22 protein-coding genes are annotated in these 24,876 nt (G+C 70.8%); 8 read left to right on the top strand and 14 right to left on the bottom strand.

All coding sequences use genetic code 11. The features are described 5' to 3' along the window. Positions 1–429: 429 nt before the first annotated feature. The gene (locus ACX9GQ_RS16355) at positions 430–2,526 is read right to left on the bottom strand and encodes an ATP-dependent helicase (RefSeq protein WP_459630632.1); all 2,097 of its coding nucleotides are present in this window, start codon (positions 2,524–2,526) and stop codon (positions 430–432) included. Between the two features lie 305 nt (positions 2,527–2,831). Between ACX9GQ_RS16355 and ACX9GQ_RS16350 the strand changes: the two genes are divergently transcribed. Beyond that, positions 2,832–3,779 (top strand): NAD(P)/FAD-dependent oxidoreductase, encoded by a 948-nt coding sequence (locus ACX9GQ_RS16350; protein WP_459630631.1) that lies wholly within the window; start codon positions 2,832–2,834, stop codon positions 3,777–3,779. After that, a complete protein-coding gene (locus tag ACX9GQ_RS16345; RefSeq protein ID WP_459630630.1) occupies positions 3,776–4,201 on the top strand; it encodes a thiol-disulfide oxidoreductase DCC family protein in 426 nt (141 codons plus the stop codon). The genes ACX9GQ_RS16350 and ACX9GQ_RS16345 overlap by 4 nt, the downstream gene beginning before the upstream one ends. On the opposite strand, the gene ACX9GQ_RS16340 is transcribed toward ACX9GQ_RS16345, so the two are convergent. The 6 genes from ACX9GQ_RS16340 to ACX9GQ_RS16315 all read right to left on the bottom strand — a co-directional run bounded on the left by ACX9GQ_RS16340 (position 4,183) and on the right by ACX9GQ_RS16315 (position 10,538). Further along, positions 4,183–4,629, bottom strand: coding sequence for a GNAT family N-acetyltransferase (locus tag ACX9GQ_RS16340; RefSeq protein ID WP_459630629.1), 447 nt, complete (start codon positions 4,627–4,629; stop codon positions 4,183–4,185). The two genes, ACX9GQ_RS16345 and ACX9GQ_RS16340, sit on opposite strands and share 19 nt — an antisense overlap. Before the next feature lie 49 nt (positions 4,630–4,678). Beyond that, positions 4,679–6,649, bottom strand: coding sequence for a putative bifunctional diguanylate cyclase/phosphodiesterase (locus tag ACX9GQ_RS16335; RefSeq protein ID WP_459630628.1), 1,971 nt, complete (start codon positions 6,647–6,649; stop codon positions 4,679–4,681). Between the two features lie 272 nt (positions 6,650–6,921). Further along, positions 6,922–7,851, bottom strand: a complete 930-nt coding sequence (locus ACX9GQ_RS16330) for a DMT family transporter (protein ID WP_459630627.1) — start codon at positions 7,849–7,851, stop codon at positions 6,922–6,924. 14 nt (positions 7,852–7,865) lie between these two features. Continuing rightward, entirely contained in the window at positions 7,866–8,852 is a 987-nt protein-coding gene (locus tag ACX9GQ_RS16325; protein WP_459630626.1) for an aspartate/ornithine carbamoyltransferase family protein, read from the bottom strand. 238 nt (positions 8,853–9,090) lie between these two features. Beyond that, a complete protein-coding gene (locus ACX9GQ_RS16320) occupies positions 9,091–9,405 on the bottom strand; it encodes a hypothetical protein (protein WP_459630625.1) in 315 nt (104 codons plus the stop codon). Between the two features lie 107 nt (positions 9,406–9,512). Beyond that, positions 9,513–10,538, bottom strand: coding sequence for an NAD-dependent epimerase (locus tag ACX9GQ_RS16315; protein ID WP_459630624.1), 1,026 nt, complete (start codon positions 10,536–10,538; stop codon positions 9,513–9,515). Between the two features lie 161 nt (positions 10,539–10,699). Here ACX9GQ_RS16315 and ACX9GQ_RS16310 point away from each other — a divergent pair, with 161 nt between their 5' ends. Continuing rightward, the gene (locus ACX9GQ_RS16310) at positions 10,700–10,966 is read left to right on the top strand and encodes a hypothetical protein (RefSeq protein ID WP_459630623.1); all 267 of its coding nucleotides are present in this window, start codon (positions 10,700–10,702) and stop codon (positions 10,964–10,966) included. 158 nt (positions 10,967–11,124) lie between these two features. Beyond that, a complete protein-coding gene (locus ACX9GQ_RS16305; RefSeq protein ID WP_459630622.1) occupies positions 11,125–12,546 on the top strand; it encodes a mannose-1-phosphate guanylyltransferase/mannose-6-phosphate isomerase in 1,422 nt (473 codons plus the stop codon). A 6-nt stretch (positions 12,547–12,552) separates the two neighbouring features. Here ACX9GQ_RS16305 and trhA read toward each other — a convergent pair whose 3' ends face one another. From trhA to ACX9GQ_RS16280, 5 genes are all read right to left on the bottom strand, one after another. Beyond that, positions 12,553–13,254, bottom strand: coding sequence for a PAQR family membrane homeostasis protein TrhA (trhA, locus tag ACX9GQ_RS16300; protein WP_459630621.1), 702 nt, complete (start codon positions 13,252–13,254; stop codon positions 12,553–12,555). 68 nt (positions 13,255–13,322) lie between these two features. Continuing rightward, on the bottom strand, positions 13,323–14,315 hold the full coding sequence (locus ACX9GQ_RS16295; protein WP_459630620.1) for a P1 family peptidase: 993 nt from the start codon (positions 14,313–14,315) through the stop codon (positions 13,323–13,325). A gap of 2 nt (positions 14,316–14,317) precedes the next feature. Then, positions 14,318–15,538 carry an ABC transporter substrate-binding protein gene (locus ACX9GQ_RS16290; protein ID WP_459630619.1) on the bottom strand — a complete coding sequence of 407 codons (1,221 nt, stop codon included), beginning with the start codon at positions 15,536–15,538 and terminating at the stop codon, positions 14,318–14,320. Positions 15,539–15,604: 66 nt separating this feature from the next. Then, positions 15,605–17,380, bottom strand: coding sequence for an SLC13 family permease (locus ACX9GQ_RS16285; RefSeq protein WP_459630618.1), 1,776 nt, complete (start codon positions 17,378–17,380; stop codon positions 15,605–15,607). 119 nt (positions 17,381–17,499) lie between these two features. Next, positions 17,500–17,703, bottom strand: a complete 204-nt coding sequence (locus ACX9GQ_RS16280) for a hypothetical protein (protein ID WP_459630617.1) — start codon at positions 17,701–17,703, stop codon at positions 17,500–17,502. Between the two features lie 351 nt (positions 17,704–18,054). Here ACX9GQ_RS16280 and ACX9GQ_RS16275 point away from each other — a divergent pair, with 351 nt between their 5' ends. The 4 genes from ACX9GQ_RS16275 to ACX9GQ_RS16260 all read left to right on the top strand — a co-directional run bounded on the left by ACX9GQ_RS16275 (position 18,055) and on the right by ACX9GQ_RS16260 (position 22,647). Beyond that, the gene (locus ACX9GQ_RS16275; protein ID WP_459630616.1) at positions 18,055–18,438 is read left to right on the top strand and encodes a response regulator; all 384 of its coding nucleotides are present in this window, start codon (positions 18,055–18,057) and stop codon (positions 18,436–18,438) included. A 131-nt stretch (positions 18,439–18,569) separates the two neighbouring features. Then, positions 18,570–20,750, top strand: a complete 2,181-nt coding sequence (locus tag ACX9GQ_RS16270) for a family 1 glycosylhydrolase (RefSeq protein ID WP_459630615.1) — start codon at positions 18,570–18,572, stop codon at positions 20,748–20,750. A gap of 98 nt (positions 20,751–20,848) precedes the next feature. Continuing rightward, positions 20,849–21,679, top strand: coding sequence for a bestrophin-like domain (locus ACX9GQ_RS16265; RefSeq protein WP_459630803.1), 831 nt, complete (start codon positions 20,849–20,851; stop codon positions 21,677–21,679). 143 nt (positions 21,680–21,822) lie between these two features. Beyond that, positions 21,823–22,647: a universal stress protein gene (locus ACX9GQ_RS16260; protein ID WP_459630614.1), complete on the top strand. Its 825-nt coding sequence runs from the start codon at positions 21,823–21,825 to the stop codon at positions 22,645–22,647. A gap of 6 nt (positions 22,648–22,653) precedes the next feature. Here the strand turns inward: ACX9GQ_RS16260 and ACX9GQ_RS16255 are convergent, their stop codons facing one another. Together ACX9GQ_RS16255 and ACX9GQ_RS16250 are read right to left on the bottom strand one after the other, a co-directional pair. Then, on the bottom strand, positions 22,654–23,556 hold the full coding sequence (locus ACX9GQ_RS16255; RefSeq protein ID WP_459630613.1) for a hypothetical protein: 903 nt from the start codon (positions 23,554–23,556) through the stop codon (positions 22,654–22,656). Between the two features lie 86 nt (positions 23,557–23,642). Then, complete coding sequence (locus tag ACX9GQ_RS16250; protein ID WP_459630612.1) at positions 23,643–24,599, bottom strand: LssY C-terminal domain-containing protein; 957 nt, start codon at positions 24,597–24,599, stop codon at positions 23,643–23,645. Between the last annotated feature and the right edge of the window lie 277 nt (positions 24,600–24,876).

Below are 24,876 nucleotides of genomic sequence, written 5' to 3'. Positions count from 1 at the left end.
TCTCGCTCGCCGCCGATCCGCGCAGTCGCGGCGTGCGGCGCCGGTGTGTCATCCGTCGTCCGCCAGCCCTTGCCCCCGCATCCTCCGGCCTGACGAGGACCGGAGCCCCACGGTGAGGCGCCCGACGTGCCAGTTCGGACGCGTCCCCGTCGATGCGAGGCACGGGCAGCGTTGGCTGCACGGGAGGCGATGTCAAGGACTATCGTCCTGATAGACGTCGATTCAATTGCGAGTTGAATGATTTGTCGTGCACGCTCGTTCGAGCGGTGGCGACCGCCAAGGCGCCGGCGCGCGCTCGGAGGGGCGCACCCTCGCGCCTGCCCCCCGCGCCACCTCTGCCGGCCGGCGCAGCCGGCCGGCAGAGGTGGTTCAGCCGCTCGGGCCGGGATGACGGTGGTGAGGGGCCGGCGCGGCCCGCCGAACGCCGGCTCAGGACCCCGACGACCACAGCCCGCGCATGCGGGCGGCGACGTCGACGCGCACGGCCGGGGCGGGGCCGGGGCAGGGCGTGCCGGTCCGGGGACGCGCGGCCGGCCACGACTGCGGCTCGAACCGGTCGAGCAGGGCGTGCGGGATGAAGCGCGTGCGCGAGGCGTAGACGTGCCGGTCGCCGCGCGCTGCCTGCCCGTGCACGTAGAAGCGCTGCGGCGTCATCAGATGCAGCTGGTCGCGGGCCCGGGTCATGGCGACGTAGAGCAGGCGCCGCTCTTCCTCGATCTCGGCGTCCGACCCCGTGGCGAGGTCGGAGGGCATGCAGCCGTCGACCGCGTTGAGGAGGAACACGGCCTTCCACTCCTGCCCCTTGGCGGAGTGAATGGTGGAGAGGATGAGGTAGTCCTCGTCCTTCAGCGGCACGCCAGCCTCGTCGCTGGTGGCGTCGGGCGGGTCGAGCGTGAGTTCGGTGAGGAAGCGTTGCCGCGACGGGTAGCCGGCCGCGATCTGCTCCAGTTGCAGGAGGTCGGGCAGGCGCAGCCGCGCATCGTCGTGCAGCCGCTCGAGGTGGGGCTCGTACCACAGGCGCACGCGCTCGAACTCGGCCGGCCAGTCGGAGGCCTGCGCCCGCAGCGCCGCGACGAGCTCTACCGTGGCGGGCCACGCCTCGGCCGCGCGGGCGGGCGGGCTGAAGCCGGCCAGCGCGTCGAGGCTGCCGCCGGCCGCGTCGACGGCGTCGACCACCTTGCCCGCCGTCGTCGGCCCGATGCCGGGCACGAGCTGCAGCAGCCGGAAACCGGCGACGCGGTCACGCGGGTTCTCGGCGAAGCGCAGCACTGCGAGCACGTCCTTCACGTGCGCTGAGTCGAGGAACTTCAGGCCGCCGAACTTCACGAAGGGGATGTTGCGGCGCGTGAGCTCCACCTCCAGCGGTCCGCTGTGGTGCGACGTGCGGAACAGGACCGCCTGCTGCTTGAGGGCAAGCCCGGCCTCGCGGTTCTGCAGGATCATGTCGGCGATGTAGTTCGCCTGCGCCGTCTCGTCCGCCACCGTGACGAGCCGCGGGCGGTCCGTGCCCTCGCGGTCCGACCACAGGTTCTTGGTGAAGCGCTCCCGCGCGAGCCCGATGACGGCGTTGGCCGCGGCGAGGATGGGCTGCGTCGAGCGGTAGTTCTGCTCGAGCGTCACAACTTCGGCGGGCTGCGGGAAGCGGCCCGGGAAGTCGAGGATGTTGCGGACGGTCGCGGCGCGGAACGAGTAGATCGACTGCGCGTCGTCGCCGACCACCGTCAGCCCGCGTCCGTCCGGCTTGAGCGCCAGCAGGATGCGCTCCTGCAGGCGGTTGGTATCCTGGTACTCGTCGACGAGGACGTGGTCGAACGCCGCGCCCACCTCCGCCGCCAGCGAGGGCTCGGCCATCATCTCGGCCCAGTAGAGCAGCAGGTCGTCGTAGTCGAGCACGGCCTGCCGCTGCTTGGCCACGACATAGGCGGCGAAGAGCTGCCGCAGCTCCGCCTCCCAGCCGGCGCACCACGGGAACGCGGTGCCCAGCACCTCGCCGAGCGGCATTTCCGCGTTGACGGCGCGGGAATAGATCGCGAGGCAGGTGCCCTTGGTCGGGAAGCGGCTCTCGGTGCCCGACAGGCCGAGCTCGTGCCGGACCATGTTCATCAGGTCGGCCGAATCCTCCCGGTCGTGGATCGTGAAGGCGGGATCGAGACCGATGCTGCCGGCGTGCTCGCGCAGCAGCCGGGCCCCGACGGCGTGGAACGTGCCCGCCCAGGTGAGGGCGTCGGTCATCACCCTGGCGGCCGGGCCCATGGCCTCGCCCGCGATGCGCTCGATCCGCCGCGTCATCTCCGCCGCCGCGCGGCGCGAGAAGGTGAGGAGCAACATGCGCCGCGGGTCCGCCCCCTCGACGATGAGGGTGGCGACCATGTGGGCGAGCGTGTTGGTCTTGCCCGAGCCGGCGCCGGCGATGACCAGCAGGGGCCCGCCGCCGGAGGCCGCGCGCTCGGCGGCATGCCGCTGCTGCGGGTTGAGCGCGGCGAGATGGGGACGGGCGCCGGCGAGCCGCGAATCGATGGCGTTCATCGCCGCAGGCAACCACGGTTCGCGTTGTGTTCGCAATCGCAGGGTGCGGGGGGAGTGCTCTCGCCCCGTCATCGGGAACGCGGCCCGCGCCGCCCCTCATCCGCCCCTTCGGGGCACCTTCTCCCCGCGATGCGGGGAGAGGGGAAGGAGGCCGACGGCGGGGAGGAGGGAAGGACTGCCCCGCGCCCGTCGGACCACCTGCGGCGAGGCGGCTGCGACGTCGCGACCGCAGGTTTCCGCCCCGCCGGGTCGTCCGACGGGCGGTCTCGTGCGTAGGAGCAGGGTCACTGCGTGGAGCGTCGTTCATGAGCCTTTCTTCCCTTCCGGTCGCCGTGGTCGGGGCCGGCATCGCCGGCCTTGCCGCGGCCCGCCGCCTCGCCGACGCTGGTCGGCCCGTCGTGGTCGTCGACAAGGGGCGCGGGCTCGGGGGCCGCATGGCGACGCGGCGTGTCGAGGGCTTCGCCTTCGACCATGGCGCCCAGTTCTTCCGGGTCCGCGGCCCGGCCATGGGCGCGGCGCTGGCGTCGTGGAGCGCGACGGGCGCGGCGGCGCCGTGGTTCGACGACGCCATGGTCGGCCTGCCGGGCATGACGGCACCAGCCCGGGCCATGGCCGCGGGGCTCGACGTGCGCACCGGCGTCACCGTCTCCGCCCTCTCGCGCGGGGACGAGGGGTGGCGCGTCGCCACGGCCGAGGGCCCGCTGGACCATCCCGCCAACGGGCGCTTCGGTGCCGTCGTGCTCGCCGTGCCGGCGCCGCAGGGCGTGACGCTGGCCGCGAGCGCGGGGATCGCCCTGCCGGCGATGGCGGCAGCGGTTTACGCGCCGTGCTGGGCCCTGATGCTGGGCTTCCTCGCCCGGGTCCAGGGGTTGGCGGACCATCTGGAGGCGCCCCACGAGGCGATCGGCTGGGTGGCCCGCAACGCCAGCAAGCCCGGCCGGGGCGAGGCCGAGGCCGTCGTGGTCCATGCCTCGCCCGCATGGTCGCGCGCCCACCTCGAGCGGCGCCCGGAGGAGATTCCCGCCCTTCTGGCGCCGGCGCTGGCCGCCGTCGGCATCGACGTGGCGGGCGCCGTCCACGTCGCGGCCCATCGCTGGCGCTACGCCCTCGTCGAGCGGGCGGCGGGCGTGCCGTTTCTCCATGACCCCGCCGGACTGTGGGCCTGCGGCGACTGGTGTCTCGGCGGACGCGTCGAGGCGGCCTTCGACAGCGGCCACGCGGCCGGCGGGTCGGTGCTGGAGACGCTGGCGTGAGCCGTGCCGGTGACGAGCGCGCACCCGCCTGCGGCGGCGGCCTGACGGTCTACTACGATGGCTCGTGTCCGCTGTGCCGGGCCGAGATCGGCCATTACCGCCGCGCCGACAGGGACGGCGCGATCACCTTCGAGGACGTGTCGCCCGGAGAGGCCAGGCCCGCCTCCGACCTCGACCGCGAGACCGCGATGGCGCGGTTCCACGTGCGCACGCCGGACGGGAGGCTGCTCTCGGGCGCCGCCGCCTTCGCCGCGCTTTGGCGGAACCTGCCGGGCCCGTGGCCGGTGCTGGGCCGGGTCGCCGGGTGGCCGCCCGTGACCGCGGTGCTGGAGGTCGGCTACCGCCTGCTGCTGCCGGTCCGGCCGGCGTTGTCCCGGCTCGTCGGCCGCTGGCAGGCACGCCGTCAGGGCCGCCAGCGGTAGTGGTAGATCGGAAGGCCGGAGTTGGGGCTGACGCCCTCTCCCTCGCGCACGAAGCCCTCCCGCTCGTAGAAGCGGACGGCGCGGGCATTGTGGACGTTGACGCGGAGGTCGATGCCGCCTGGCGACAGGCGGCGCGCCTCGCCGAGCAGCAGCAGCGCCGTGCCTTCGCCCTTGCGCGCCGCTGCGACGCAGATCTGGTCGAGGAGCCCGGAGCGCGGGTCGATCAGGATGAAGCCGGCGAGCGCGCCTTCGTCGTCGCGGGCGACCCGGGCAAGGCCTCCTGCGGCCATCCAGCCCCCGACATGGCCGCGGAACCACTCACGGCGCGCCGGGAAGTCGATGCCCGGGACGACGCCGGTCCAGCTCTCGACCCACAGGTCGATGACGGCGGGGAGGTCGTCGGAGGCGAGGTTTCCGAAGGTGGTCATGCCGCCAGCCTAGACGAGTCGTTCGGCCAGGACAGGCCGGGACGAACGTTCAGGCGGCGGCGGGCTTGCGGTCGTCGCCCTTGGGCGCCTCGACGGGCACGATCGGCTCGCGGATGGCGAGGCGCAGCTGCGGCACCGAGAGCGGGCGCGAGAAGAGGTAGCCCTGCACGGCGTTGATGCCGAGGTCGCGCATGACGTCGAGCTGGGCGTGGTTCTCGATGCCTTCCGCCACGAGCTCCATGCCGAGGTCCCGCGTCAGCTGCGAGATGCCCTTGATGATGCTGCGCGTGCGGGTGGAGTCCACCACGCGGTGACAGAACTTGCGGTCCACCTTCACCTTCGAGAAGGGGAAGTCGCTGAGGTAGCCGAGCGACGAGAAGCCGGTGCCGAAGTCGTCGAGCGACACGCCGATGCCTTCGGAGCGGAACTCCTCGATGACCGCCAGCACGACCTCGGTGTCCTCGATGAGGACGGACTCGGTGATCTCGAGGTCGAGGCGGTGCGGCGGCAGGCCCGTCTCGGCCAGCGCCTGCTTCACCACGTCGACGATCTCGCGGCCCTTCTTGAACTGCAGCGGCGACAGGTTGACCGCGACGCGGATGTCGGAGGGCCAGGTCGCCGCCTCGGCGCAGGCCGCGCGCATGGCCCAGGCGCCGATCGGCACGATCAGGCCGGTGGCCTCGGCGATCGGGATGAAGTCGCCGGGCGAGATGCGGCCGCGGGTGGGATGGTTCCAGCGCAGCAATGCCTCGCAGCAGATGGTCCGGCCCGAGCGCGGGTCGACGATCGGCTGGTAGACGAGCTCCAGCTCCGAGTGCGTGATCGCCGAGCGCATGTCGTACTCGAGCTCGACGCGGTCGTGGTAGATCTCCGACAGCACCTCGGAATAGGCCACGGCCTGCCCGCGCCCGCTGCTCTTTGCGGAGTAGAGGGCGAGGTCGGCGTTGCGCATCAGCTCGTCGAAGTTGGTGCCGTGCTGCGGCCCGATGGCGAAGCCGATGCTGGCGCCGCAGGTGATTTCCGTCGGGCCCACGTGGTAGGTCTCCGACAGCGCTTGGATGAGCTTGCGCGTCGTCTCGTGCGCCTGGTCCGGGCCCGCGCCACGCAGCGCGATGAGGAACTCGTCGCCGCCGATGCGCGAGATTTCGTGGGGAAGGCCGACCGCCTTCGAGATGCGCCGCGCCGTCTCCTTGAGCACCGCGTCGCCGGCCGGGTGGCCGAGCCGGTCGTTGACGTCCTTGAAGCGGTCGAGGTCGACCGCGACGAGCGCCACGGTGCGGTTGCCGTCGCCCGAAAGCTGCTCGTTGATGTGCTTGATGAAGGCGGTGCGGTTCTTCAGCCCGGTCAGCGCGTCGTAGAGCGCCGCCCGCTCGAGCTCGGCATGGGCCCGGTGGCGCATCACGATGTTCTCGTGGATCGACCGGGACATGTAGATCGTCGAGATGTAGAGCGAGAGGATGAACGCCGCGAGCGTCAGGTGCAGCAGGTCGGCCCGCAGCACGAGCCCGGCCAGGAAGGGCAGGCAGATGGCGCTGATCTGGCCGACGGTGATGGTGGGGCGGCTGGCATTGCGCGACGAGATGCCGGCCATGTAGCCGATGGCGGCGCAACTCGTGAGGATCTCCACCTCCTCGCTGGGGTGGGCGAGCATGGAGTAGGCGCCGACGATGCCGGTGAGGCCCGCGAACATCCAGGCGCCGGCCAGGAACAGGCGCTCCCAGTGACCCAGCGTCGCCATGTCCATGAAGTCGACGTTGGCGGCGCGGAAGCGGGAGATGACGACGCTTCGGGCGAGGCCGATGACGCCGAAAAGCGCCATGAAGATGCCATAGGCCCGCCAGTCCTCGCTGAGGACGGCGGCGACGGCCATGACGCTCATGGCCACCAGCGACGCGGAGAACACCGACTTCGGCGTGCTGTAGAGCGCGCGAACCAGTTCCGCGTAGAGCTTGCCGTCGATCCCGGGTCCGCCTTGCGGAGCCTTCGTCACAGCCGGAGCCTCGAGTTGCAGTTCGGACATCGCCTGGCTAGCCGTTGCATATGTCCGCAGCGTCTACCGCCGAGTCCTAAGAAAGAGCGGCATTTTCCGAATCCCGCTCATGCATCGAATGGCATTCTCGGCCCATGGTAAACCGGGTCTTGGGATGGCGGCCGGGATTTGACGAATGTCGGCAGGCCGCTGCATGCAGAGGTTGCGTAAAGGGCGCCAAGTTCCAGTTTTTGCAACGAAAAGGACGCGCAGGCCGGTGAGCCCCGGAGGCTCCGGCAGGTCGCCCGGAGCGGTCCGGGAGCCTATTCGGCGGGCGCTGAGCGGGGGCGGCGAACGGCGACCGTCTGGCGGTCGGGCATCAGGCCGTAGGTGATGCCCGCGAGGATGCAGGCGGCGCCGAGGAAGATCCAAACGCTCAGCGGCTCGCCGTAGAGCATCCAGCCGATGAGGGCGATGAGCGGCACCCGCAGGAAGTCGAGCGGCACGACCATCGTGGCCTCGCCGATCTGCAGCGCCCGTGACAGGCACACCTGCGAGCCGAGGCCGGCGCAGGCCAGGGCCACCATGGCGACGACCGTGCCGGGGGGCCAGTCACCGGCGAAGGGGAGGTGCCCGCCGATGGCGAAGGCGCCGGCGCCGTAGAAGGCGAGCTGGAGCGCCATCATCCAGAAGATGATGACCACGAGAGGCTGGGTGAGCGTGAGCCGCCGGGTCAGGAGCACCGACAGCCCGAAGCAGAAGGCGGCCGCGAGCGGCAGCAGCGCAGCGAGGTTCACGCTGCCGGGCGCCGGCCGCAGGATGATGAGCACGCCGACGAGGCCGGCGGCGATGCCGACGACCGCCCGCTTGCCGATCCGCTCCCCGAGCATGGGATAGGCGAGGATGGCGACCCAGGCCGGCGCGGTGAACTCCAGCGAGAACACCGTCGCCAGCGGCAGCAGGCCGATCGCCATCGTCCACAGGATGCCGCCGATCGCATGCACGATGTTGCGGCTTGCGTGGACGGTGGGGTCCGACGTCAGGATCTCCCGCATCAGCGCCGGCCTCAGCATCGCCGCGGCGGCGACGAGCGCGAGGCCGCCCGCCGTGCGGACGATGCCGATCTCGAAGACGTTGAAGCGGGCCGTCAGCGTTCGGATGGCGATGGCCGCGAACACGAAGCTCACCAGCGCTCCCGTCATCCACATGAAGACAAGCACGGGCGTGCTCGTATCCATGTTGCGACGTTGCATGCGCTGGTACCCGTTCAGTCGGTGGCCAAGGCGCGATCGAGCACCGCCATTCGCATGAACTTCGAGAGGCGCACCTGTTCGAAGTACATGGCGTTCGGCAAGTCGTCGCAGTCAGGGTCGATCTCGTCCTGACGCGGGAGAGGATGGTACAGGAAAGCTTTCGAATTCGTTCGCGCGATCCTCTCCGCCGTGACGCGGTGCGAGGCGGGGGTGACCCGCGGGGACTTGTAGTCCGTCCCCGGCGCCTCGCCGATGTCCGACATGTCATAGGGCGTCATCATGATCGCGTCGCTGTTGCGCAGCGCGTCGTCGAGATCGTGGATGACGCGCAGCCGGATCTGGTGCTCCGCCACCGCCGCGACGACGTCCTCGGGCACCGGGACGTGCGCAGGCGGGCAGAACACGATCTCGGACGGCATTTCGTGGCGCAGGAGCTGGACGAGCGACCGGACGGTGCGGCCGCGCGGGTCGCCGCCGAAGGCCAGGCTGCGGCCCCGCAGGGACCTCAGTCCCTTGCGCATCGCGAAGATGTCGATCAGCGCCTGGGTGGGGTGCTCGTTCCAGCCGTCGCCGGCGTTGATCACCGGCTTGCGTGACTTCGCAGCCATCCGCGCCGCGGAGCCGGAGGCATGATGACGCACGACGATGGCATCACAAAGCCGCGAGACCACGGCCGCGCAATCCTCGAGCGATTCCCCGGTCCGGTCGTTCGACCGGGACATGCCCATGTCGTCCATGCCGATGGCCTGGCAGCCGAGCGAGAAGGTCGCGACCTCGAACCCGAGCCGCGTGCGCGTGCTCGCCTGGAAGAACAACAGGGCAATGGTGTGGCCGGCATTGCGGGTGGCATTGGCGCGCCCCGTCGCGAAGTCGGACGCCAGTTCGCACAGGGCGTCCACGTCGTCGGGCGTGAGCGTGCTGGTGGAGATGAGGTGGCCACCGGACGCCACGAAACCGACACGCGCGATCCGGGCTGGAAACGCGCTCTTGATCTGAACCATGATGAATGACCTCTATTGACCGTCCGCCGCTAACGATCTGTTAATCATCTTGGATGACCGAATTGCGGTGGCAAAGCTGATCCTGAAGAAATGGTTAACGGAAACGCTCCAATTTTAATGATTGGGCGAAAGTCTTTGAAAAATCGCTGAAAACGAAAAGGGACCGCGAGTGGCTCGCGATCCCTGGAACTCCCGCCCGCGCCTGACGCGGCCCGCCCGGCAGATTTGCCGGGTCGTTCTACGGGACGGCGCCGCGCTTCTCGCCGAAGCCGGGGATGAAGCACCGGCAGGGCGCGCCGGACGGCATCGGATATCCGGTCGAGCAGCTGCCCCGCGACGTCACGCACACCGACCGCAGGGCCGGGCGCGGACGGTAGTAGTAGCTCTCGCGCGGCGGATACCCGTAATAGCCGCCACCGCCGCCGTAGTAGGGCGGGGGCGGCGGCGGGGGCCGGTAGTAGGGCCGTGCATACGGGTCGTAGTACTGGGCGGCGGCGGGACCCGCCAGGGCGGCGAGCAGCGCGACCGCGATGCCAGCGCTCAGGGCCTTCATGTGTGACGTCTCCACTCTCTCCGGCGCTCGTGCGCTGCCAACCTGAAGGTGCAGCATCGGCCAAGTACGCGCAAGGTCGAGGAAAACGCGCCGGAGGGCTGCGCGGTTCACGCGCCGTGGTAGGCGCGATACCAGTCCACGAAGCGCTTCACACCGACGTCGATCGGGGTCGAAGGCCTGAAGCCGACCGCCTCGGTCAGGGCGTCCACGTCGGCGTAGGTCGCGGGCACGTCGCCGACCTGCAAGGGTGCGAACTGCTTGACGGCCGCGCGGCCGAGAGCCCTCTCCAGCGTGGCGACCAGGTCCATCAGCTCCACCGGCGCGTTGTTGCCGATGTTGAACACCCGCCAGGGCGCCCGGCTCGTCGCCGGGTCCGGCGCGGCGCCGGACCAGTGCGGGTTGCCCGTGGCGGCGAGGGGCACGAGCCGCACCACCGCCTCGACGATGTCGTCGACATAGGTGAAGTCGCGGCGCATCTGCCCGTCGTTGAAGAGCGTGATGGGCTCCCCCGCGAGGATCGCCTTGGTGAAGATCCACATGGCCATGTCCGGCCGGCCCCACGGCCCATAGACCGTGAAGAAGCGCAGGCCGGTGCAGGGAAGGCCGTAGGTGTGCGCGTAGGAATGGGCGAGGAGCTCGTTTGCCTTCTTCGTCGCGGCATAGAGCGACAGCGGATGGTCGACGTTCTGGTGGACCGAGAACGGCATCTGCGTGTTGGCGCCGTAGACCGACGAGGACGAGGCGTAGAGCAGGTGCCGGACGCCGGCGCGCCGGCAGGCCTCGAGGACGTTGAGGAACCCGGTGAGGTTCGCCTCGCCGTACGCGTAGGGATTGACGGTCGAGTATCGCACGCCCGCCTGCGCGGCGAGGTTCACCACGTGCGTGAAGCCATGCTCGGCAAACGCGGCATCGACAGCGCCGCGGTCGTGGAGCGAGGCTTCGATGAACGTGAAGCCGGGATGGCGGACGAGCCGCGCCAGGCGAGCCCGCTTCAGGGCGGGGTCGTAGTAGTCGTTGACGTTGTCGAACCCGACGACGCCATGGCCGGCGGCCAGAAGCCGCTCGCAGACATGGTAGCCGATGAAGCCGGCGGCCCCGGTGACGAGGATCGGAGCTTCGACGGAATTCGACAACGGGGCACCTCCGCGTGGGCGTTGCGCCCCTGATAGTGTGAAGGACCGGAGGCCACAATAGGCGGGGCGCGTCCTGTGGCGTGACGAAGGTCAACGCGCCGGCTCCCCCCGGCGTTACAATGTGCGCCAAGGCCGTGGAGCGGCCGCGAGGGAGGCATCCCATGATCTCGAAGGAAGATTGCATCGCCTTTTGCGGGCTGACGGCCGAGGAGGTGGACGCCATCGCGGAGCACGAGCATTTGGGCGAAGTGGCGGCTTCGGCGCTGGCCGACTACCTCCTGCACATGGAGCACGGGGCAGAGCGCATCCGCGCCATGATCGTCGACGACATCCGGTCGGCCCTCCGGGACGGTCGCACCGCCCACGCGGGCGACCTCATGGCGGCGCTGCGCCACTTCATGGCCGAGCATCCCGAAGCGAGGGCATGACGCGGACGGACCCGTCAACGCTAACGCTGTCCATAAAAAGCACATGACCTTCCGCGGTGGTCGGGGCTAGACACGGCCGACAGACTGGACCCGTCCTCCGTCCGCGCCACCTGGCACGGGCGCAAGGGCGGCCCGGCGCAACGGAAGGACACGCGGAAATGGCATCGGACCCGTCCCTCATCGTGCCGGTCGTGATGTGCGGAGGAGCCGGCACGCGGCTCTGGCCGGCCTCGCGCGAGACGATGCCGAAGCAGTTCATCCAGCTCCTCGGCCAGTCCTCCACCTTCCAGGCGACCCTCGAGCGGGTCCGCGACCCGAAGGTCTTTGCCCGTCCCGTCGTGATCGCCGGCAACGACGTCCGCTTCATCGTCGCCGAGCAGCTGCAGCAGATCGGCGTCGAGGCCGACATCATCCTGGAGCCCGCCCGCCGGGATTCCGCCGCGGCCGTCGCGGTCGCGACCGAGATCGTGGCGGCCCGGGCGCCGTCGGCGGTCGCGCTCGTCCTGGCGGCCGACCACGTCATCCAGGACCCGGCGGCGTTCGTCGAGGCCTGCCGAAAGGCGGCCGAGGGCGCGGCGCAGGGCTTCATCATGACGCTGGGCTTCGCGCCGACCGCGCCGTCCTCGGCCTATGGCTACATCCGGCCGGGCGACCCGATCCCCGGGACGCCGTGCTTCAAGGTCGCCCGTTTCGTCGAGAAGCCCGACGAGGAGACGGCGAAGGGCTACGTCGCCGACGGCTACCTGTGGAACAGCGGCAACTTCCTGTTCCAGGCCCGTGTCATGCGCGAAGAACTCGACGCCTTCGCACCGGATATCCTGGCCGCCGCGCGCGACGCCCTCGCCAGGGCCAAGACCGACCTCGACTTCCAGCGGCTCGACGAGGAGGCGTTCTCCCGCGCGCCGAAGACCTCCATCGACTACGCGGTCATGGAGAAGACGCAGCGCGCCGGCGTGATGCCCGCCTCCTGCGGCTGGTCCGACGTCGGCACGTGGGGCGCCCTGTGGGAGGTGAGCGCCCAGGATGCCGACGGCAACGTCGTGCGCGGCCAGGCGGCGCTGGTCGACACCCGCAACAGCCTCGTGCACAGCGAGGACGTGCTGACCGGGGTCGTCGGGCTCGAGGACATCGTCGTCGTGGCGACCCGCGACGCGGTGCTCGTCACCGACCGGGCCCGCTCCGGCGACGTCAAGACGCTGGTCGCCGACCTCAAGGCGGCCGGCGCGCCCGAGGCGGAGTCGCACCTGCGCGTGCACCGGCCCTGGGGCTGGTACCAGCGCATCGAGATCGGCCCGCGCTTCCAGGTGAAGCGCATCCAGGTGCTGCCCGGCGCGCGGCTCTCGCTGCAGAAGCACATGCACCGCGCCGAGCACTGGGTCGTGGTGCGGGGCACGGCGGAGGTGACGGTCGACGAGCGCACCTGGCTGATGCAGGAGAACGAGGCGGCCTACCTGCCGCTCGGCTCCGTCCACCGCCTCGCCAATCCCGGCCGCATCCCCCTCGAGATCATCGAGGTGCAGGTGGGCAGCTACACCGGCGAGGACGACATCATCCGCATCGAGGACGTCTACGGCCGCTGAGCGGCCTCAGGCCGACAGAACCATGAGATCGAAGACGGCGGCGTAGTGGCACCCCGCCGCGGCCAGGACGAAGCCGTGCCAGATCGCGGTCTGGAAGCGCAGGCGCTCCCACAGGTGGAAGGGCACGCCCAGCGTGTAGAGCAGGCCGCCGGCCGCGAGCAGCACGAGCGTGCTGGTGGCCAGCGACCCCGCGAGCGGCCCGGCCACCGCCACGATGGCCCAGCCGAGGCCTAGGTAGAGGGCGACCGAGAGGCGATCGAAGCGCCCCGGCCAGCCGAGCTTCAGGATCATTCCGCCGATGGCGCCGGCCCAGACGAAGGCGGCCATGCCGCCGGCAAAGCCGACGTCGCGCAGCCGCGCGAGGAAGGGCGTGTAGGTCGCTGCGATCATCAGGAAGATCGCGGCGTGGTCCGCCCGGCGCAGCAGCCACTTGATCCGGGAGGGGCGGGCCATGTTGTACGCTGCCGAACTGCCCAGCATCGCGAGGAGGCCGACGGCATAGATCGCGACAGCGCCGGTCTCGACCAGTCCGCCCTCCTGCGCCGCGAGGAGGCCGACGGCGCCGGCGACGCCCGCGGCGAGCCCGATCCGGTGGACCACGGCGTCGGCCCGGCGCTCGGCACGATCGGGCACCCGGCCGGCCGACGCGGGGCGTCCGTCCGTACCATCCACTCGCCCCGAAGGGCAGACCGCCGTCATCGATCCCATGCACGATCTCCGCAGCAGGTTCAGTTTACAGCTGAACCAATGCGCAGGGAACGGCCGAAGGTCCCGGTTCAGCGCCCGAAACGATCGCGCCACGCGGGGAGGGCGCCGGGGAAGGGCAGCGCCGTCGCCTCGTAGACACCGCGCGCCACGGCGCGGGCGAGGCAGTCGGTGGCCGCCATGGCGATCTCGGCCACGCCGTAGACCGGGTCGTGCAGCGGCCGGACGGCGGTGGCGGCAGCGAAGACGAGGTCGCCGTCGAGCGGCGTGTGGGACGGGCGCAGCGCCCGGGCCAGCCCGCCATGGGACGCGTTCGCCACGCGCTTGCACTGGGCCTTCGTCAGGGCCGCGTCGGTCGCGACGATGGCGATGGTGGTGTTCTGGCCGGGCGCGCGGCCCTTCAGGCGCGGCTCCAGCGCGTTGCCGGGCATGGGATGAGCATGGCCGAGCCCGCCGAACTCGCCGTCCTGCTCGTAGTTGGCCGCCCAGAAGTGGGGCCCGTCGCCGATCAGAGGCGTCCCGACGGCGTTCACCGCCACAAGGGCGCCGACCGTGTAGCCGGACGGCGTGACCGTGCTGGCAGAGCCCAGCCCGCCCTTGACCGTGGACGTGGTGGCGCCGTAGCCGGCCCCCGCCGTGCCGAGGGCGAAGTCGAGTCCGGCCGCCTCGCAGGCGTCGTAGCCGAGGTCGAAATAGGGCGGCTTGCGGCCCCAGGCCTTGTCACCGCCGTTCAGCAGGTCGAACAGGATCGCCTGCGGCACGATCGGCACCGTGACGTCGCCGATGCGGAAGCCGCGGCCATGTCCCGCGAGCCAGGCCATGGCGCCGCCCGCGGCGTCGAGCCCGAAGGCCGAGCCGCCCGACAGCACCAGCGCGTCGACCGCCTCGACCGTCATCTCGGGCTCGAGCAGCGTGGTGTCCCGCGTCCCCGGCCCGCCGCCGAGCACCGCGACGGATGCCGCGGCGGGACTGTCGAAGACGACCACCGTGGTCCCCGTCGCCCGCGCCGCGTCGTGCGCGTTGCCGACCTTCAGCCCCGCGACGTCGGTGATGAGGTTGCGCATCGTCAGGTGCGGCCCTGCCACGACGGCATGGGCAGCACCGGCGCGGCGGCGGCGACGTCTGCCGGCAGCACCACGGTCGGCGTGCGGTTGCGGTTCTGCACGGCCGCGGACCCGATGTTCGGGTTCTGGCCCTTGGCGTCGAACTCGATCGGCCCGCCGATCATGACGTGCTTCTCGATCTTCGTCTGGCGCACCGCCTCCATCAGCTGCGGCCCGTTGGTCGTGCCGGCCCGCTTGAAGGCGTCGGCGGCGATCAGGATCGCCTCGAAGGTGAAGCCGGCGTTGAAGCAGTCGACCGCAAAGCGGTTCTGCGGGTTCGCCGCCTTGAACGAGGCCTCCAGCGCCTGCGTCATCTCCGACTTCGGGTTCGCCCACGGCAGGTTGAACATGAGGAAGTCGGCCAGCGGCCCGAGCGCCTGGTAGAACTCCTCGTCGTAGAGGCCCGGCGACCCGGGGGAGATGATGGCTTTCGGCTCGAAGCGCTGGCGCACCATGTCGCGCACCAGCTTGATGGCGTCGCCGGCGCGGGTCACCACCATCACGAGGTCGGGGTTGAGCGAGCGCATGCGCGTCACCTCGACCGAGAGGTCCTGCGCCTTGGGGTCGTAGGCGATGCTCTCCACCAGCTTGAAGGGCATGTCCTGCTTCGGGAAGATCGCGTCCATGGCCTGCCGCTGCGCCGTGCCGAAGGTGTCGTTGGCGTGCAGGAAGACGGCGGTCTTGAAGTCGACCTTGGTGGCGTCCGAGATCGTCCGGATCAGCCGCAGGCCGTTGACGACGAGTTGCCCGCCGCTCTGGAAGTTGCGGACGAGGTACTTGTAGCCCTGCTCCGTGATCTGGGGCGCCGCCGCGATGTTGATGACGAAGGGCACCTGCCGCTGCTCGGCGACCTGCGCGATGGCGAGGCTGTGGCCCGAATCGAACGCTCCGACGAGGCAGTTGACGCCTTCGTTGACGGCCCGCTCGGCCTGCGTGCGGGCGATGTCGGCCGAGCTCTCCGTGTCGATGTGGACGAGCTCCACCTTGTAGCCGAGGTCGGCGAGCACCTTCGGCGCGGCGAGCGCGCCGCGGTAGCAGCTCTGGCCGGCCTGCGCGAAGAAGCCCGATCGCGGCAGCATGACGCCGACCTTCAGCGTGGCGGCCTGCGCCCTCACCACGGCGGGGGCGGCGAGCGTGGCGCCGGCGGCGGCGATGAAGGTGCGGCGGTCGATGGTTCTCGTCATGGGCGGGCCCTCCCTGGCTCGGGTCGGGCGGGATCGTAATGCAACTCCTCGGCGCTCGGCCAGACGTCAGCGCAGGGGCCAGACCAGCAGGATCGCGGGGACGCCGACGCCCACGACGATCACGCTCAGGGGAAGGCCGAGACGCCAGTAGTCGCCAAACCGGTATCCGCCCGGCCCCATGACCAGCGTGTTGCACTGGTGCCCGATGGGCGTGAGGAAGTCGCACGCCGCGCCCACGGCGACCGCCATGAGGAACCCGTCCGGCCGCAACCCGAGGTCCTGCGCGAAGCGGGCCGCGATCGGCGCCATCACCAGCACGGTGGCGGCGTTGTTGAGGAATGGCGTCACCGCCATGGCCGCGACCATGACCAGTGCCAGCGCCCCCCACGGAGGCAGGGTTGCCGCCGTCTGTGCCAGCAGGCCCGCCACGAGGTCGGTCCCGCCGGTCGTCCGGATGGCGTCCGACACCGGGATCAGCGCCGCCAGCATGACGAGGATCGGCCACTCGATGCCGTCATAGGCCTCGCGAACGGGAAGGGCGCCGGAGAGCACCAACCCCAGCGCCGCCCCGGCGAAGGCGATGGTGACCGGCACCACGCCGACGGCGGTGGCCAGCATCGCGGTCGCCAGGATCGTGAGGGCGACGACGCCGCGCCGCACGCTTCCCAGGCGCAGGGGGCGGGGCGCGAGCGGCATGAGCCGCAATGCCCGCAGCGTCTCGGGCATGGCGTCGAGCCCGCCCTGCAGCGCCAGCACGTCGCCCGGGCGCAGCACGATGTCGCGCAGGCGTTCGGTGAACCGTTCCCCGCTGCGGCTCACCGCGATGAGGTTGACACCATGGTGGCGGAACAGCGCGGCCCGCTGGGCGGACTGCCCGGCCAGCGGGGCGTCCGGGCCGACGATGGCCTCCACCACCCCGATCTCCTCGGTCTCTCCGGTGTCGGGGACCTTGTCCTCGCGGGTGAGGCGCAGGCCCAGCTTCGTCACGGCCCTCTCCAGAGCGGCGGGATCGCCCACCAGCACGAGGGCGTCGTTGTCGCGCAGGACGGTGTCGGGGAGGGGGCTCGTGCGCCGGTCGCTGGCGCGGATGAGGGCGGTGACGGTGACGTCGGATCCGGCAAGGCGCTTGGCCTCCGCCATGGTTTCGCCGAGCACGGCGCTGTCGGCCGTGACCAGCGCCTCCGTCGTGTAGTCCTGGATGTCGAGCGCGGCCTCCAGACCGGCTGCCCCGCCCTCTCGCCTGGGCAGGAGTCGGTAGCCTATCGTCAGGAACGCAACGCCAATCACGGAGAGGAGCGCGCCGACCGGCGCGAAGTCGAACATGCCGAACGGCTCGCCGGACATCTCGCCCCGCAGGCGGGAGACGATGATGTTGGGCGACGTGCCGACCAGCGTGACGAGGCCGCCCAGCAACGCGCCGAATGCCATCGGCATCAGCGAAACGGAGGGCGGGTAGCCGCCCTTGCGGGCCATCTGCAGCGCGAGCGGCATGAGCATCGCGAGGGCGCCGATATTCTTCACGAACCCGGAGAGCGCGGTGACGCAGGCAACGAGCGCGAAGACCTGCAGCCGCTGGCTGCGAAGCCACGGCGACACGGCCTGGAACGCCGCCTCCAGCGCTCCCGTCCTGGCGATGGCGGCGCTGACGACGAGTGCGCTGCCGACGATGATGACGATATCGTCGCTGAAGCCCGAGAACGCATCCTTGGCGGGCACGACGCCCGTCGCGACGCCCGCGGCGAGGCCGAGGGCGGCGACGATGTCATAGCGCAGCCGCCCCCACAGGAAGAGCAGCATCACGCCGCCCAGAACGGCGAAGGCCAGGCCCTGGGACAAGGTCATGGATGGCGGCCCCTCACGCGTTGGCGTCAACGCGCGAGGCGGCCCGAAAGTGTCACGCAGGACGAGGTGACGGCGCGACCCCGACGCAACCGGTCAGGCTGGGGCCGCGAACTCTGCCGTCAGGCGTAGACGATGCCCTTCTCGCGACGCACCGCCGGATGGTCGGCAGGGGTGTCGCTTTTGGCGCGTTCGCGGATCCTGACAGATACTTCCGCGTAGAGGGCCCGTGCGTCCTCCGCACGGATGCGATCGCTGGCCATGAGGCGCACGATCATGGGCTCGGACAGGATGTCATCGAGGCCCGGGTCCCGAATGGTCTGCATGGCCGCGCTCTCCCTGTTTGCGCAACCCCCACCAGGTTACTTCTTTACGCACGTTGGGCCGAAACGAAGGCCAACGTCAGACTAGCTCAGAATCATTCACGCAGCCAGAGCGTGGTGAATGTTTGTCAACCTCCCGTGAAAGAGGCCCAAGGCAATTGAGCACGTTTTCGTGAAAGGTGTCGTCATCATGCAACTGCCGGCGATGGAATCGGCGGAAGCACGCCGCGCCGGGGCGATCAAGACGATCTTTAACGATTGAAACACCAAAATAATCGTTCCGCGAGCCGGGAAGCCGGAACCCGCATTCCGGTTCCGCATTGACGCGGCATGGCACAGACGTCGTTGGGGCCCATGCCCTCCGAGAGCCGGACCGACGGAAGCATCCTCGTCGTCGAGGATGAGGTCCTCATCCGGCTGACCGTCGCGGATTTCCTGAGGGAATGCGGGTTCCAGGTCTTCGAGGCGGCCCACGCCGGCGAAGCGATTCGCATCCTCGACAGCGAAATCCCGATCGACATCCTCTTCACGGACGTCCAGATGCCGGGCGACATGGATGGCTTCGGCCTCGCCCGATGGGTCCGGCGCAACAAGCCGCAGATCAGGGTCCTGCTGACGTCCGGCCTCGCCCGCGCCGCCGCGGTGGCGACGGACCTGTGCGACGAGTCGCTGGTGCCGAAGCCCTACGATCACGGCCAGCTGCTACGCCGGCTCCGGGCGATCCTCGCCGGAAACTGAGCTTCCCTTCAGGCGGCGTCCCCGGCATGCGCCCGCGGCCCACGCTTGCGGGCCTGCGCATGGAACACCGGGGCCTCCGCATCCGTTGTCGGGCGCCGGACGTCGGGTCCGGTCGAGCACCGGAGTCCGGCATGATCGAGGTCTGGGGCGGCGTCGAGTGCACCGTCGCGCGCATCGGCGGCGCTTACCGCAACCAGCTCGAGGACACCGGCCACGCGGTTCGCCTCGATGATCTCCACCGGATCGCCGCCCTGGGCATCCGCACGGTCCGCTACCCCGTCCTCTGGGAGACGGTCTCGCCCGGCGATCCGCGCGAGGCCGACTTCACGTGGTGCGACGAGCGGCTGGCGCGGCTGCGCGACCTCGGGATCGGCGTCATCGCCGGCCTGTGCCACCACGGCTCGGGTCCCGCCGGCACCGACCTTCTCGATCCCGCATGGCCGTACCTCCTCGCCGCCCACGCCCGCCGGGTGGCGGAACGATACCCGCACGTGGAGGCCTATACGCCGGTCAACGAGCCTCTCACCACGGCCCGCTTTTCCGGGCTCTACGGCCACTGGTATCCGCACGAGCGGAGCTACCGGGCGTTCCTGCGGGCGCTCGTCCACCAGTGCAAGGCCACGGTCCTGGCGATGCGCGAGATCCGGCGCGTGCGCCCGGAGGCCCGGCTCGTGCAGACCGACGACCTCGGCAAGACGTTCTCGACCCCGCTGCTCGCCTACCAGGCGAACCACGAGAACCAGCGCCGGTGGCTGTCCTTCGACCTGCTGTGCGGACAGGTCGACCGCGACCACCCGTGGTGGCCCATCCTCGTCAGGCATGGCGTCGAAGAAGCCGACCTCGACCTGCTGCTGGAGGGGGAAGGGCGGCCGGACGTCCTCGGCATCAACCACTACCTCACGAGCGAGCGCTATCTCGACGAGGCCGCGCACCGCTACCCCGAGGCGCTTAGGGGCGGCAATGGCCGGCACTCCTACGCCGACGCGGAGGCCGTGCGGATGCCGATCCCGCACGCGGACCTCGGCCCGGCGGCGCGCCTGCGCGAGGCGTGGCAGCGCTACCGGCTGCCCGTCGCGGTCACCGAGGTGCACCATGGCTGCAGCCGCGACGACCAGTTGCGCTGGCTGATGGAGGTCTGGAACGCCGCCCGGACGGTGGCCGCGGAGGGGGCCGACGTCCGGGCGGTGACCGTCTGGGCCCTGTTCGGCACGCTGGACTGGAACTCCCTGCTCACGCGTCGCGACGGGTTCTATGAACCGGGACCGTTCGACGTGCGCGGAGCGGCGCCGAGGCCCACGGTGCTGGCGCACGCGACCCGCTCCCTCGCCACCGGGGCGACCTTCGATCACCCCGTGCTGGACCGCGCGGGTTGGTGGAAGCGTCAGGAGCGCTTCTACCGGAACGTGCACCGGGGGCCCAGCACCTGCCGTCTGGTCGGCTCCCCTCGCGAAATCCTCGTCGTCGGGGCTGGCGGCACGCTCGGCCAGGCCTTCTCTCGGATTTGCAACGCGCGGGGACTGGACCACGCCCTGGTCGGCCGGCCCGACGTCGACGTCGCCGACCGTGCAAGCGTCGACCTTGTCCTGCGGCGCGTCCGCCCGTGGGCCGTCGTCAACGCCACCGGCTACGTTCGCGCCGACGCGACCGCCGACGAGGAAGCCGCCTGCCGCCGCGCCAACACGGATGGCGCCGCGATCGTCGCCGAGGCCTGCGCGCGGGAGGGCCTGCCGCTCCTCACCTTCTCCTCCGATCTCGTCTTCGACGGCACCCGGGACACGCCCTACACGGAGGACGACGCCGTCTCGCCGGCCACGGTCTACGGCCGCAGCAAGGCGGACGCCGAGCGCCTCGTCGCCGCGGCCCACCCCGATGCGCTGGTGATCCGGACGAGCGCCTTCTTCGGTCCGTGGGATCGCTACAACCTTCTCGGGATGGCCCTGCGCGACCTGGCGGCCGGCCAGCCGGTGGAGCTTCCGCCGGCGATCGTCTCGCCGACCTATGTGCCCGATCTCGTCCATGAAAGCCTCAACCTGCTGATCGACGGGGCCTCCGGGCTCTGGCACCTCGCCAATGGGGGCCGCGCCAGCTGGGAAGACGTCGTGCGGGAAGCGGCGCGCCTGGCGGGGATCGATGCGGCCGGTCTGCGGACCCGGGCAGGCCCGGCGCGGCAGACGGCCCTCGACACCGTGCGCGGGCGCCTCCTGCCGCCCCTGGAAAGCGCGATCGCCCGGTTCGTCCACGAAGCGGAAGGGCCCTGGGCCGTCACCGATCCCGTGCCTGCCGCGCCGGAGCGCCGCGCCGCGGGGGCCTGACGGCCTGCGAAGCGGGGGCCTTGCCGGTACCTGCAGCCATGCGACAGTCGTGGCATCCCGCCGGGGCGATTCCCCCCGGAGCGGGCGGGGCGGTGCCGATGTCACCCATCAACTGGATCCTCGAGCTCGCGGCGTGGAGCTTCCCGGCCTTCGCCCTGATGCTCTTTCTTGTCCAGATCGCAGCCCGGGAGATCGGCTACCGGATCGGCCAGGACCACCGGTCCCGGACGAAGGCCGAACCGGAAGGGGTCGGGGTCCTCGTGGGATCGATGCTGGGCCTCCTGGCCTTCGTCCTCGCCCTGACGCTGTCCTTCGCGACGAGCCGCTACGACGAGCGCCAGTCGGGGACCCTGAAGGAGGCGAACGCCATCGGCACGGCATGGCTGAGGGCCGGCACCATCGACTCTCCCCATGCGAAGGAGATCGCCGTCCTGCTCGTCGAATACACGAAGCTGCGGACCGAGTTCGTGCAGGCTCCTGCGCATCGGCCGACGCTCGACGTCCTCTCCGACCGCACCGGACAGCTCCAGACGCGGCTCTGGAGCCACGCCAGCGCCCTGGCGCGGGAAAAGCCCGATCCCGTCACCGCCCTGCTCATCGCCGCGCTCAACGACACGTTCGACGCGAGCACCGGTGAACGCTTCGCCTTCGAGAAGCGCCTGCCGTTACCCCTGTTCTGGCTCCTGATCGGCATGGCCATCATCAGCATGGCGGCGCTCGGCTACCAGCTCGGCATCCGCGGCACGCCGCTTCGCCTGCTCTCGATCCTGCTGACCGGTATGTGGACGCTGGTCATCACCGACATCCTCGACCTCGCCTCCGCGCGGCTGGGGGACATCCGCACCGCCGCCCACGTCTACGAATGGACGCTGCAGGGTTTCGAGCAGGGCCTTCCGCCTCCCGCCCCGCCCGTGACGGTTCCGCGCTGACGTCATCCAGTCGCTTCCAAGGAGCGAAGCTTGCGGCCGCTGCGTCTGGCTGCGCGCCGAGATTGCAGATTGTCGTTTCCGCATCCCATAGTAGCTGAGCCGGGACGGGGCCCCCGGCGAGCCAATGCAGGGGGGTGGGGCACATGCAGCATGTCATCCTGGCGGCCGTCGACGGCGGCCCGCTTTCGGCCCGCGTGGTCCAGACGGCGTTCCAGCTCCGCGACGCCACGCGAGGCTTCGTCCGGGCGGTTCACGTCCGCGATCCGTCGTCGATGGATCTTCCGGCGCTCGCCCGGGGCGATGTTCCCGTGGACGCCGGCGGCGTCATGCAGGTCCAGGTCGGCGCGCGGTCGTCCGCCGCGGCACGGGCCTGGGGAACGGCCCCGATGGTCGCCGGGCAGGCGTCCTACACCGAGGCGGACGGCGACGAGACGGACATCTATGTCGCCACCGCCCGCGTCAGCGACATTTCCATCGTCGGCCGGCCGGGCAGCGACCCGCTGCGCGAGGCCCCGGCCTACGTGAAAGGTCTCATCTTTACCTCGGGCCGCCCGGTGCTCGTGGTGCCGCCCGCGAGCCCGGACAACTGGCTCGAACACGCGCTGGTGGTCTGGAACGACAGCCCGCAGGCCGCCCGGGCCCTCTCCGCGGCGATGCCGATGCTCTCGCTCGCCCGCACGGTGACCGTGGTGTCGGTGGGCTCGGAGCGGGAGCGCCCGTCGACCGAGCCGGTGGCGTCCTACCTGGCGCGCCATGGCATCCGCTCGTCGACCCACGGCCTCGATCCCGGCCTCGTGACGTCCCGCGGGCGCGGCCGCGCCATCGTCAACTACGCCCACAGCCTCGGCGTGGGCCTGACCGTCATGGGGGCCTACGGCGACCAGGGCTTCCTGAGCTTCCTCGGCCTCGGCGGTGCGACCGGCAAGGTCATCACCGGCACGCGGATGCCGCTGCTGCTCGCCAGCTGAGGACGGTCAGGCGCGCAGGCGCGTCCAGGTGTCGAGCACGTAGCGCGCCAGCGCCTCGGTGGTCAGGTGGGCCTTGAGGTAGGCGACCATCGACTCGGCGTGCTCGTTCCAGAGATCGAAGCCTTCCACGGTCCGGAAGTAGTCCTCGCCGCCGTTCTGCAGCGCCGCGTTGAGCTCGTGGATCTCGTAGCGCGGGAAGCGCGCCATCGTCCCCAGCGGGCAGGCGTCGAGGTTGAGGAAGAAGGGCACGCACCGGTTGGCCATGATCTCGTAGTGTCGCAAGCAGTCCCAGCCGGCCTTCTTCATCGTCACGCCGAACAGCGACGTCCGGTAGTCGGCGTAGTAGGCCTCCTCCGTGTCGTAGATGTAGGTGCCGCGGTCGCGCGGGTCGATGTAGGCCATGACCCGGGTCTTCTCAGCGCTCTCGCAGATCTTCTCCTTCGGGATGGAGAAGAAGATCGGCTCGACCTGCCGGCCGTGGGCGACCAGCATCTCCCGCTTGAAGTAGAGGCCACGGCCGACGAGCGGCCAGTACAGCGCCTCGGCGAAGTCCTCGCCGTCGACGAAGACGATGTCGCGCGGGTCGTAGTGGCGCAGCACCTCCGGCAGGTGGTCGCGGCAGCGGAACACGCTGCCATAGACGACGAGGTCGAAGTGATGCGCCCGGATCTTGGCGGCGATGTCGTCGCGGTCGACGTCGTCGTCGGGACCCAGCAGGCCGAACAGGGTGAAGCCGCGCCCGTAGAGGCGGCCCTTCGCCTCCGGGTCGTTCGCGTAGGTCGCGGCGTACATGAACCCGACGCGCTGCACGTCGACCACGTCGGGGCCCAGCAGGCCGCGCAGCCCGTGGAAGAGCATGTCGCACTGGTAGTCGGGGTAGGAACCGCCGGACACGTAGAGGATCTTCACGGCCGCGCTCCCCCGCCTGATTCCCTCGCGGCAGTATGGGTTGTGCCGGCCGCGGGTGCCAAGCTTCCGGCGCTGCCGGCGGGGTGTCAGGCGCCCGGAGGCGGGGGAGGGGGCCGAAGGTCGGCCACGGCGATGGTGCCGTCGCTGATGTAGCGATTGACCTTCCCGATCGTCAGCCGCTCGCCGGGCACGTAGGACCGCGCGGGCCCGATCACGCCGGACTTCGCGAGTTCGGCCATCAGGTAGTCCCGCTCGGCATTGGTGTCGGCATCGGTGGCGTGGGTGATCTGGAAGCTGAACCGGGTGAGTGAGAAGCCCGTGTCGCGCGTCACGGCGCCGACCCAAACCGCGTGCTCGTCCGCCGCCGGCGGCTCCGAGCCGAGCCAGAAGGCCGTCGTGTCGAGCGTCTCCTCCACCCGCGCGGAGGGTATTCCCCAGAACCTCACGTGGTGGCGCTTTCTGGGGCTGCCGCCGACCGGCAGCTGGAAGCCGATGTCCTGCCCGCGGTCGAACAGGTAGAGCGTGCTGAACGGCGCGGCGGGGTAGGGCCGGTTGAACACGAAGGCCTCGGCCATCCGCCACGACGACCCGATGCCGAGCGGGTCGGCCTGCGTCCAGCCCATGGCGGCGAAGGCCCGCTTCAGGTCGCCGAGCGATCCCAGCAGCGCCACGTTGACCGGGTCGCCGGGCAGGCCGTCGCCCGTCAGGGTATAGGAGGGGACCTTGCCGCGGTGCAGGATGCGCGCGGAGATCCGCACCACCCGCGGCAGGATGAGGTACGCCGCGACCCCGTAGGACACGGCCAGAGCCAGGATAAGCGGCAGCCGCCGGTCGGCCACGTCGAAGAACAGGACGGCGATGAGCCAGACCGTGGCGACGCCGAGCATCGCCACCAGCAACCGCTGGCCGAGCCGCTTCAGCCACGCCATCGACGCCCCCGCCTCCACCGTGCCGCCCGACCACCGTCGCACCCGCGGCCGCAGGCGGCAAGTCGACCGTCGCGTGCCGCCGGCTCCCCCGTCCGAATCGATGGCTGCCGACACGCCGGCCCTTGCGGCAGGACGATCCCATTAGCGAGCGCGACGTGTCGTGGCGGCGCGGCCCTGTCCGTCCGGCGACCGTCCGTCGGGAATCGCCGGCCGTCGTCGTGAATCGATCCCGCGCGGAGGGCCGCCGGCCGGCAGGCGAGGGAAGGACACCGGCTGGTCGAGGCGATTGGGCCACGGGAGTGTGCCGGCGCGGGAAGGGTCGGAGCAGGCTGTTGCGAAGAGGCTCAGGGTGAGGCTGGACAGCCCCCGCGCGACCCTCTATAAGCCCCCC

The organism is Alsobacter sp. R-9, from assembly GCF_054612375.1.
Note: the sequence above shows the minus strand (reverse complement) of the source record. Positions and strands in the feature narration are given on the sequence as shown.